This window comes from Armatimonadota bacterium, from assembly GCA_017303935.1.
Classification (GTDB): Bacteria; Armatimonadota; Fimbriimonadia; order Fimbriimonadales; family Fimbriimonadaceae; genus JAFLBD01.
In genome coordinates this window covers 176,402-187,359 of record JAFLBD010000001.1, presented here as the reverse complement: position 1 = coordinate 187,359, position 10,958 = coordinate 176,402, and the positions used below count along the sequence as shown (strand labels likewise).

General features: G+C 54.0%; 7 protein-coding genes. 4 read left to right on the top strand and 3 right to left on the bottom strand.

Annotated features, from left to right (window positions below):
- Positions 1-72: 72 nt before the first annotated feature.
- The 4 genes from J0L72_00875 (at position 73) to nadB (ending at position 4,246) form a co-directional block, all read left to right on the top strand.
- Complete coding sequence (locus J0L72_00875) at positions 73-657, top strand: ATP-dependent Clp protease proteolytic subunit (GenBank protein ID MBN8689322.1); 585 nt, start codon at positions 73-75, stop codon at positions 655-657.
- A 12-nt stretch (positions 658-669) separates the two neighbouring features.
- A complete protein-coding gene (clpX, locus tag J0L72_00870; GenBank protein ID MBN8689321.1) occupies positions 670-1,974 on the top strand; it encodes an ATP-dependent Clp protease ATP-binding subunit ClpX in 1,305 nt (434 codons plus the stop codon).
- A gap of 91 nt (positions 1,975-2,065) precedes the next feature.
- Entirely contained in the window at positions 2,066-2,734 is a 669-nt protein-coding gene (locus J0L72_00865) for a response regulator transcription factor (protein MBN8689320.1), read from the top strand.
- Positions 2,735-4,246: an L-aspartate oxidase gene (gene nadB, locus J0L72_00860; GenBank protein ID MBN8689319.1), complete on the top strand. Its 1,512-nt coding sequence runs from the start codon at positions 2,735-2,737 to the stop codon at positions 4,244-4,246. It begins immediately after the preceding gene.
- Here nadB and J0L72_00855 read toward each other — a convergent pair.
- The 3 genes from J0L72_00855 to J0L72_00845 form a co-directional block, all read right to left on the bottom strand.
- A complete protein-coding gene (locus tag J0L72_00855; protein ID MBN8689318.1) occupies positions 4,240-6,051 on the bottom strand; it encodes a hypothetical protein in 1,812 nt (603 codons plus the stop codon). The genes nadB and J0L72_00855 overlap by 7 nt on opposite strands.
- A complete protein-coding gene (locus J0L72_00850; protein MBN8689317.1) occupies positions 6,023-7,942 on the bottom strand; it encodes a hypothetical protein in 1,920 nt (639 codons plus the stop codon). The genes J0L72_00855 and J0L72_00850 overlap by 29 nt, the downstream gene beginning before the upstream one ends.
- Positions 7,943-8,066: 124 nt before the next feature.
- Positions 8,067-10,958 (bottom strand): hypothetical protein, encoded by a 2,892-nt coding sequence (locus J0L72_00845; protein MBN8689316.1) that lies wholly within the window; start codon positions 10,956-10,958, stop codon positions 8,067-8,069.

Sequence of the window (10,958 nt, the reverse complement as noted above, 5' to 3'; positions counted from 1 at the left end):
GGTTCGTAGGAAAGGTACAGTAATGCTGTTCGGCAATTCTGCCGAACATGTCAGGGAGGACATCAAAACAACATGGGAATTCCATACGTTATCGAGCAAACGGCGCGTGGCGAACGCACCTACGACATCTGGTCCCGTCTTTTAAAGGACCGCATCATTTTCTTGGGTACGGAGGTGGACGATTACGTCGCGAATCTTCTGATTGCTCAGATGCTGTTCCTCGAAAAAGATGACCCAGATCGAGACATCGAGTTTTACATCAATAGCCCTGGTGGTTCGGTGTCTGCGGGTCTTGCGATCTATGACACGATGCAGCTCATCAAGTGCGACGTCAACACCTATTGTGTCGGCACAGCCGCTTCGATGGGTGCGGTGCTCCTCAGTGGTGGCGCAGCCGGAAAGCGCTATTGCCTGCAGAACGCTCGTGTGATGATTCACCAAGTGAGCGGCGGGTTCCGCGGAACTGCGGCTGATATCGCTGTCCAGGTTCGAGAAATCGATAAGTACATGGACACGCTGATGGCGATTCTGGGCAAGCACTGCGGCAAAGATCCAGAGCAAGTTCGCAAAGATTGCGACCGCGACTACTTCATGTCGGCCGATGAAGCACTTTCCTACGGAATTGTAGATAAAGTTTTGGCCCCAGGCGCACGATAATAGGAATTAGTCATGGCGAAGTCAAGCGAGCGAAGGGACCAGTGCAGTCTGTGTGGCAAGACCAAAGAGCAAGTAAGAAAGCTCATTGTTGGCTTGCACGGAGCAGTTTGCTCCGACTGTATCGACCTGTGCAACGATATTCTTGTTAACGACGGCGAGCGACCTGCTCCAACTGGACGAGCCACTCGACCAGCCGCAGGTGCTGCACCTGCTGGCGACGCAAATTTCACTCCAGAAAAGTTGCCGAAGCCAAAGGAGATCGTCGGATTCCTCGATCAATACGTGATTGGTCAGGAGTACGCCAAGCGGGCGCTTAGCGTGGCGGTTTATAACCACTACAAGCGAACTGGTGGCCGTGCAACCGATGTCGAAATCCAAAAGTCAAACATCTTGATGCTGGGTCCGACCGGAAGTGGCAAAACCCTTCTGGCGCAGACTTTGGCGAAGATGCTCAACGTTCCGTTTGCTATCGCCGATGCGACTGCCCTCACAGAGGCCGGTTATGTCGGTGAAGACGTCGAAAACATCCTTCTAAAGCTGTATCAGGCCGCAGATTCGATGGATCCTCGTCACGCAAAAGAACTCTGCGAGCGCGGAATCATCTATGTCGACGAAATCGATAAGATTTCAAGAAAGAGCGACAACCCTTCGATCACCCGCGATGTGAGCGGCGAAGGCGTCCAACAGGCTCTGCTCAAGATTTTGGAAGGTACCGTTGCCAACGTTCCACCGCAAGGCGGACGAAAGCATCCTCAGCAAGAGTACTTGCAAATTGACACGTCGAACATTCTGTTCATCTGCGGCGGCGCGTTCGAAGGTCTCGAGGAAGTCATTCTCCGACGACAGAAGTCGAACGTGATCGGATTCGCTTCGAACCCGACATCAAAGAAGGAAAAGACCAAAGACATCTTCCGTAGCATCCTCCCTGAGGACCTGCTGAAGTACGGTTTGATCCCAGAATTCATCGGTCGATTGCCAGTCATTACCACTCTGGATGAACTCGATAACGAAGCACTCGTGCGGATTCTTAGCGAACCAAAGAACGCTTTGATCAAGCAATACGCCAAGTTGTTTGAATTCGATGATGTCGAGCTGGAAATCGAACCTGAAGCACTCAAGGAGATTGCAGACGAAGCTATCCGCCGAAAAACTGGCGCACGGGCACTCCGAGCAATTTTCGAATCGATGATGCTGGAAGTCATGTACGAAGTGCCAAGCACAGAAGGTATCCGAAAGGTCGTCGTCGAGCCGGGCATTATCACCGACAAGAAGAAGCCAAAGCTTCTCACTGAGAAAGACCTGAAAAAGGCAAGCTAAATCTTTCAAAGTGATCGCAAGACGAGAGCCAAGTCATTTGACTTGGCTCTCGTTCGTATAGGTTCAAAGTGCTACACTTGGGAGGTTAATCATGTCCGCGCCGATCAAATTGGTAATCGTTGACGACGAACCTGCATACAGGAACGCGTTGCAAAAAACTCTGAGCTTGATGCCGGAATGTGAAATTTTGGCCGTGCTCAAAGACGGCAAAGAAGGGCTCGAGTTCTGCCTTGATACGCCGCCCGACGTGCTTCTGACCGATATCTCAATGCCGCGGATGGATGGAATCGAGATGATTCGCCGCTTGCTAAAGCAAGAGAAGCAGGTCCGAGTCGTGATTCTGACGGTCAATGAGCACGACGACACCGTCTTCGAAGCGATTCGAGCCGGTGCTCTGGGTTATCTCCTCAAGACTTCCACTCCACAAGACGTCGTCGACGCCATTCGCCTCGCACACAAGGGTGAGGCCAAACTTACTCCAAAGATTGCGGCCCATGTCTTGGCGGACTTTCGGCGGATAAAAGAGGACGATGAGACCGACGATACGGAGCTCTACGTTCTCAGCGATCGGGAAAGCGAGATTTTGGATTTGATCGCTAAAGGTCTCCGGAACAAGGAAATCGCTCGCGATCTCGGCATCGCCGAAAAAACGGTGAAAAACCACGTGAGCAACATCCTCAAGGCGCTGCAAGTTAACAGCCGCACCGAGGCAGCCATGAAGGCGCTCAAGTCCAAAATTGTCGACAACAGCGCGAACTAAATGCAGCCCCTCGAATTCGATTTCATCGTCATCGGCAGTGGCTTGGCGGGGCTAACCTTCGCGCTTCACGCGGCCAAGCATGGCCGAGTCTGCATCCTCACCAAAGCCGAGCTCTTTGAATCAAATACGAGTTACGCTCAAGGTGGAATCGCCGCCGCCGTTGGCGAATCTGATAGTTGGGAGCTTCACGAAAAGGACACGCTCGTTGCTGGAGCAGGACTTTGCGATAAAGACGCAGTCCGATTTCTGGTTCAAGAAGCACCCTCCGCAATCGAGTGGCTCGCATCCCTCGGCGTCCGATTCGACCGAGATTCGGATCATAACAACCTCACCGATTGGGCGCTGGGCCGAGAAGGGGGACATAGCCGAAACCGGATCGTTCACCATCGCGACAACACCGGTTGGGAAATCGAGCGCGCCATAAACGAAGCCGCCCGCGCCGAACCCAACATCAGCATCTACGAAAATACGTTCGTCACCCAACTCATGGTGGCGGATGGAGTCTGTTATGGCGCGATCGGACAAATCGCGGATATCGGCGAGCAACCGTTCTTTGCCCGTTCGGTAATGCTTGCAACCGGTGGGTGCGGGATGATGTATCAGCACACGACCAACCCGCGCATCGCAACAGCAGATGGTATCGCTCTCGCAGCAAAAGCCGGCGCCGCCATCGAGGATATGGAATTCATGCAGTTCCACCCCACCACGCTTTACCACCCCCAGATGCGGAGCTTTTTGATCACAGAGGCCGCCCGAGGAGAAGGCGGCACCCTACGCAATCACCTCGGCACGCGGTTCATGTACGACTACGACGATCGCCTCGAATTGGCTCCGCGGGACGTGGTAGCTCGCGCCATCGACGCCGAGATGAAGAAGCTCAAGACCTGGTGCGTGTACCTCGATCTCACCCATCTTCAAACGGAATCAATCCAGCATCATTTTCCGACCATTGTTCAAAAGCTCGGGCAAATCGGCATTGAACCGCACAAGCATTGGATTCCTGTGGTGCCAGCTCAGCACTATTCTTGCGGCGGCGTAAAGACGGATCTCTTTGGACAAACTTCCATTCGAGGGCTCTATGCTGCCGGCGAAGTTGCTCGCACTGGAGTTCACGGCGCAAACCGGCTCGCGTCCAACTCACTGCTCGAAGCCTTGGTGTTCGCCAGGTCCGCCGCGCAAAAGTCGGTGGATGATCCACGAATCGCAAATCATGCTTACGATTTGATCCCGCACCATTCAGTTGCAGAAGCCGATGCCGTCAACATCCGCCGGTCATTGCAGAAAATGATGACGGCTTCGGTCGGCATTGTGCGCTCGAATTCCGGGCTCGAATCGGCGATAAACGAATTGAAGGAAATTCGAAAGCAGTTTGCAAAACTCAAACCTGCGCCCTACAGCCAGTACTCGGTCGAAACCGACAACCTGATGATTGCAGCGGAGTTTGTGATCCAAGGTGCGAAAGCCAGGACAGAAAACGTCGGGCTCCATTACAACCTCGATTTGGTTCATTGATAGACTTCTGAATAAACGATCGACGGTGTCGGCGGAAGTCGAAACAGCTTGCCTTCCAGCGGCTTGATTTGGAGGATTACTGGCCCCGGTTTCGAAACGGTCACTTCGACCTCGGTCCGTAAGTCCGGCACATCATCCACCACAAAATCCGCAATGTTTCTCACCGAATCAATCTCAATCGGCACCGGTGATTGAAAAACGATTTTCTGCTTACCGGCCTTCTTGGCGATCCAGGTCACGTGATACCCACCTTCGACGTGCTTCGCTTCCATCGGCGGTCCGATGAGAACACGGTACGGGTTCACCAGCATCGGCAAGATCGGCTCTCTCTTGGGCAGATCATCCCTTGGTTTGAACAGTCGGCGGCGCAGATTTTCCATGGGCTCGATCAGCTTGGGCGGCTGCTTGATTCCCTGCCAAGAAAACAATCCACGCTCTGCCACCAACCCGGCTTCGAGAATTCCAGCGTTCAGACGCATGTTTGGGTCCGAGCTCATCGCCCCGGCGAGAGCTGCCACCGCCGAAGTCCTTCGGCGAATTTTGGGATCTTGGATCATCTGAAGCTGCCAACTGTGGCTGTCAATCGCCCAAACTAAACTCGTAAAAAGTCCGTTTGGCTTAGCGTTCAGCCCATTGCTCGCCGCCAGACATTGCTGCAGTAGGCTGTAAAATGCGGCCTCACCAGCACCGGATCCGTTTGGTTGGAATGGCAGCATCGCGTCCGTGATCGGCTCGTGGATGAACGGTACATTTTCCAGATACTTGCTGAGCACCGCACCGGTTTTTGCAGGATAATCCGCTGGTCTAGCCGAACACATGCTAGCAATCGCCGCGTTGAAAATAGAAAATGGCTTCTTTGGATCAGCAACCGGCGCGACCCACTTCCCAGTACCCGCAGTTAGCGATCTACCCCTTGGCAACGAAAGCATCGGAAACCTGAGTCTGAGCTCTTTGCCGGTGACATAGAACATCGGGCCTTCGTCTGTGGGCGAGGAAACAACCTTCACCTCAGAATTAACCTGAACGTTGTAGCCGGCGCGCTTGGCCAGCACGGCAGCGTACGGCACGACCGCGTTTGGGATGTTAAATGTCCAAACCCCAGTCACCGCATCGGTCTCATTGATTGCCTTAACGCTAAGCAGCTTTGGCGAAGGAGAAATCCAAAAGTCGAGATGGTCGCGGATGTTAGTGACCATTGCCCCGAGGCTAGCGGCTCCCGTGGTGGTGAGTGCACGAACTCCGAGCGGCAGTCCGAATCGGACCCAACGCTTATATTCTCCTTTGGCCACGGAGATCAACCAATTGCCTGGCTTGCCGGTGACGATCAAACTTGGCGTACCTTCCAAGAAGCAGAGAATCACAGGAGGTTGACTGTCTTGATAGCTGATCGCTGCCCAGCGGCTCGGCGCTGATTCGACATCGGGGCCGACGCTTCCCTCATTCCAGCTAATGAGCGGTGGTTGAAGTGCCGAGGACCGAATGTTAAAGCCTTGCTGAAACAAGAATTCTGGCCCAGCGGCGAAGAGGTTCATCCGCATTTTGGTCGGCGAAGAACCGCTCGTCACAAATTCGTATGAGGCTTCAGACGACGACACATTGACTGGGCGCCATTTGAGAATCTTGCCGCCATCGAATCGGAGAAGATCTGCCGCCTGGAACTTGGGGCGAATTCCATCCTCTTCAAGTCGCCAGTTCGGAATCGTCGGGATTTTGGAATATCCAAACCGACCAAATCCCTCAGCAGGTGCCAGGTGAATGAGCCCAAGTGCCGTGACGCTAACGAACAGGCGTGCCCAGAATTTCAATACCAATGCGGTTCCGCCTTTGCGACCAACTAACACCAATCTCACGGTACCCCACGGTATACGCCACGAGCAAACCGGCATCGCTGTAGCTCGAACCCTTAAAGCTTTCTAAGGTCGAGGTTGCACCCACGCGCCAGAGCCTGTGGAATCGGTAACTCAAGTCGCCCTGGATGTTGTAGCGGTCAATATCGATGCTCTTCGCCGCGAACGTCGAAAGATACAACCTGCCAAGGCTAAGCTCCATCGAACTGCTCAAACGATGCTTACCGATGAACGAAGCGTTGACTCTTTCATCCGAAAAGTCGTAATTCAGCGAAAGATACATCCCATTCCCGATCGGACTACCAAACGAGGCATTCACGAACGAATTGAGGCCGGGCCGGATGTTGTAGCCTGTAAAGTGCGCGACACGTCCTTGCAGGTTGAAAGTGCCATTCCCGAGCTTGATTGGCTGGTGAACAGCCTGAACGTCTGCTCCGGTCATTCGCGAGAAGGTGCTGGTGTCGTCGGTCGTAAAGTTTCGCGTTGAGCCAAACACCCCAAAATTCCAGTACACCGGAAGCCCTTTGACTTTAATCGGATCTCGCCGGATATTGAGCGATTGGTCAATGGTGTCGTTACGAAGTCCCGAGACGTTGCGACTAGCTCCCAAAACGTAGTTCGCGCGAACCCATTTGCCGAGTCGCCCGTCCATGTTGAGATTGCCGACCAGAGCACGGTGTGCGGGAAAATCCGCTTGGATATAAGCGTTGCCGGTCTTGCCCAATTGCAAATTCTGGCGCAATGTCATGCCCCAGTCTTTTCGCGATACACCCTGCAAAGCGAAGAATCCACGCTCCGTTGAAGACAACGACCAAGAGTGCTCGAGGTCTAAGAACATGCCACCTGCTGCCCCAAATCCCCGTCCGTACCGAGTTCCATACCGGAACCGCAAGGCAGAATTGCCGCCGTCCTGTAGCGCGAGATAGTACGGAAAATCGACGTTGAGCTGGTTATTGGCCACCTCAATGAACTCCTCAGTGATGATGGTTCTGACTTCTTGGGTGCTCACCTTGAAGAGCGGGACACGCAGGACCACCTGCCCTTGAATGTCCAGCGACGCGTCTTGAAAGTGAATCTCTCTGCTGGGATAAATAGTCGCCCGACGAGCGTACACCAAGCTCGTTTGCTCATCAATTGAAACAAAAGTGAACTCGCTCCCACCCATCGGCTCGGTGTATGGCGTGATTTCGCTGCGGTTGATGCTGACCGGACCACTTCTGGTTTTGCGTTCTATCCCAATCTGGAAGTAAGGCGGTTTGGGAACATACGTGATATTCGTCGATTCGACTGGCGCAATACCGAGGCCCTGAAACGTTCGAATGTCGATAAACATCTCGCGATACTCGCGTGTGACGTTGTCGATAGTGACATCGGCGCGCTTGGCGGTGACCTTGGCGAGTCGCAAATCGTACTGGAGATCATCAGCGGCAATCTCGATTCCTGGCGCCACAAGCTTGACCTTCTTTCCAGGACCGTCCACACGAATGATGCGCAGCTCCGGGCTGTAGGTCACCCGGTTCGGGCCAGAGAGACGTACAGTCAGATTTTCCGAACTCAACTCCTCTCGCGATTTGGCAAAGAGTACGTCAATACTCGTGGTGGCGCGGAGTTCGATTACCGACACATTGACCCTCGCCATGCCGGGGATATTTCCCGCGGTGAGCGTCGCGGTCGCAAAGCCGTTCCTGGTGGTCGCAAGGTTCGGGGTGACCGAACCAAGATTGGTTTCGATCAGCACTTCGGTACCGTCTGGCACAATGCTTCCGTTCTTATCTCGAACTTGAATGGTCAGGTTAACCGAGCTCGAACCATCCGCAACCACTGCCTCCGGGTACTTCGAGATTTGCACAGTTGCCGACTGCGCGAAGGAGACTGCGCAGAGTAAGCAACACAGAAAACCTAAAATTAGCTTGCTCATATACAAGAAAGGGAGGCAGCGAATCTCGCTACCTCCCTTTTGACCAGTTTTTGCCTTAGCGGACAACGTTGACTGGGACGAGCTTTCGTACTCGCTCTCCGGTCGAAGTTTCTGCGACGATCTCAACTTGGTAAGTACCAGGAGCTACCGCACGATTAGCGTTGTCTCGGAGTGCCCATGTGACAGAGTTCTCACCTGCACTGGCAGCTCGGCCTCGGCTGACCGTATAGACTTCCTTGCCGCCTGCACCCAGGATGCGGACCGTAGTTACGGCTTCGCTCGAGAGGGCGTAGTTGATGGCGATCGGGCCATTGATGTCGCGGCTTGGTCGGCTGACGGTGACGTTACCGATCAGCGCACGAGTTGCTCCACCTGGCTCCATGGTCACCGTGAATTCTCGGCTTCCAACTTCTTCCATGTTGAACGTGTATCCGCTCTGGAATCGAAGGTCTCGGGTGGTTCCGTTGGCTTCGTCCTTAATGCTCAATCGAACGTGCTTTGGCAGCGTCGCGATGTTTGGCCATGTCAGAGTGATCTCACCTGGCTCAAGAGCTCGGGCAACGACCTTCCAGCTCTTTCGACCTGGTCGCTCTGCAAAGCTTGCAGCGAGTCGGGTTGGCTTTCCTGCCTCGACATCAGCGATGGCGAGTTCGACCTTTGCGTTCGGGCTGGCTGGCGGCTTGTAAGCCTTCAAGCTCTTCGCGGTGGCAGTGTTTGCTGCCAGACCGATGAAGTTCTGTGAGTCCAAACCTTCGCTCGTTCGAGCCACGAGTTGAAGTCTCCATTGCTTGTCAGTCTGCTTCCAAACGGTCTTGACTGGCTGAGCGGCGGCGCCACGATTCAGCGTGTTAGACAGACCTGGCGCATAGACTGGCGGCCAAGAAACTCGAACAGGAAGCGGTGTGGTCACATAGACCCAGTAGCCGCGCTGTGGTTGCAGAACGTCTGCGCTACCTGTGGTGAAGCTATAGAATCCGGTTGAAGGATCGTCTACCGATCGTTGCCAGTAGGCAAGGCTCGGGGAAACCCAACCGTTGTCGACCATTTCCTTCCAGGTAAGAACGTTGGTTGGATCAGTCAAACCGACGCCCAGGAGCTGGCCGAGAGGCACTGCAAATGGATATGGGTTGCCGATCATGTTCCAGCCTGGTTGTAGCGAGGTCTGGAGTCCACCGGTTCCTTGATCTGTTGGGGTCAACGCACCATTCAATGCGCGGTAGCCTTCGTCGTTGTTGCAAACGATCCAGACTGAATCGCCGCGTCGAACGGTGCTCGTCGGCAGATAGGCACCTGTGTTTGGATCCCATCGGTAGGCGACGTAATCAACACCAAATCGAAGTGCATCTGGATCACCGATTGGGCCAAAGATGGCATCAAGCGATGTATCGCTAAAGCCCCATGGAATCGTTACCAGAGTTGCACCTTCTGGCAATCGCAACTTTGGAGTTGCGGCGACCAAAACCTTGCCCGTCAGAGTCTTCGTCTGGGTGTTGGCTGGAGCAACAGTCACTGTATATGGCAGTTCGCCAACGGCTTCACCGTCTGCGACAACATCCCAAGTGACGTTAGCAATGTTATTCGAAAGAACTTGTGCGACGGTCTTGGTTTGCGTTTCACCTGGAGCCAGCGCCAAACCACTTCCATCTGGGAAGTTGATGGTGAACCGAACGTTCACCAATGGTACGCCTCGATTGACATCTGCATATTGGTTGTCCACATATGCAGCAATCGACAACGGGTTCGGCGTCAGACCATTGGTACCAGAGCTATTTGGCTCTACGATGCGCGGTGCATCCACGAGAGCCGCGTAGTTACCAACGTAGTCACCCACGCTCCAAGGAGACCGGATGTAGTGAACGATGGTTCTGGAAGTCTGCGGAGCTACAGTTTCTGGCCGGAAGACTTGCACAAAGCTGACTTCGCCGAGCAAGATGTCCGAATCCTCTCGGAGAGGATCAAAGGTATCCGTCAGAGCTGGGTCGCCTTGACCATCGTCGGTGCCAAGTCGGCCTCGAACGTTGGTCGGGTTACCGTCCTGAGTGAAGAACAATCCTGCGGTTGGCGATGTAAATCCATGGTTACCAATGATGAATTGATAAACTTCAGAAGCATCGGAAGTTGCTGGTGTAGAAACGTTGTCTACGCGCATTCCGTATGGCATCCATTGCGACCACTGGAAGTTCGCCTGTGAAGGGAAATTGGTGCTGGAGTTCAGCCAGTTCTTCTCGGTGATTGGAGGTCGTTGACCTGGCAACTCGATGAAGTTTGGAGTTCTCGTGCCGCCGGGGCCGGAAGTACCCAAATCTGAGCCAGATTGACCGTTACCAGCTTGGTCGGTTACACCGTTCGAAGTTCGCATACCAGTGTAGGCGCAGAACTTCATACCAATAGTCTGGTTATCCGTTGCACTGAGGTTTGTGAACTTCCATTCGAGACGTACGGCATCACCAACGACTCGTGCGCGCCGGCGAACTTGAGTTTGACCATTGACCCAAGTGGTGTCAACGTATCGGTAGGATGCACCGACAAACTGTCCGACACCGCCGGAACCAATCAAGACTTGTTCCCCATCACGGACCATCATGCCGAAGCAATAGTCTCCGCCTGGGTCCGTTGGCATTCCTGTGGTCAGCGCCATCAGATCGTCAAAATCTGTTTGCACCGAGCCAACAGGGCCGATCATGAAGCCCAATCGACCTTCTAGAGGAAGGGTGTGAGCAGTCGGTCCGTAGCAAGGGCCGTTTTGCCCGCCGTAGGTCGCAGTTCCTGTTGCACCAGCACCTAGAATGATGAAATCGTTCCCGATGTAATTGGCGACGTAAGGAGCAGGCCGAGGATCAGTGTTCTCGGGATCAATACAAAAATCGCCCCAGCCTACTTGTGCGTGGGCGATGCCCCCGATGCAGGAGAGCGAAGCTAAAATTGCGATTCGATTCAGACGATTCAT

Bases quoted from the DNA above. Each gene is read 5' to 3' on its own strand.
- J0L72_00875 (MBN8689322.1), top strand. From the start codon at position 73: ATGGGAATTCCATACGTTATCGAGCAAACGGCGCGTGGCGAACGCACC.
- clpX (MBN8689321.1), top strand. From the start codon at position 670: ATGGCGAAGTCAAGCGAGCGAAGGGACCAGTGCAGTCTGTGTGGCAAG.
- J0L72_00865 (MBN8689320.1), top strand. From the start codon at position 2,066: ATGTCCGCGCCGATCAAATTGGTAATCGTTGACGACGAACCTGCATAC.
- nadB (MBN8689319.1), top strand. From the start codon at position 2,735: ATGCAGCCCCTCGAATTCGATTTCATCGTCATCGGCAGTGGCTTGGCG.
- J0L72_00845 (MBN8689316.1), bottom strand. From the start codon at position 10,958: ATGAATCGTCTGAATCGAATCGCAATTTTAGCTTCGCTCTCCTGCATC.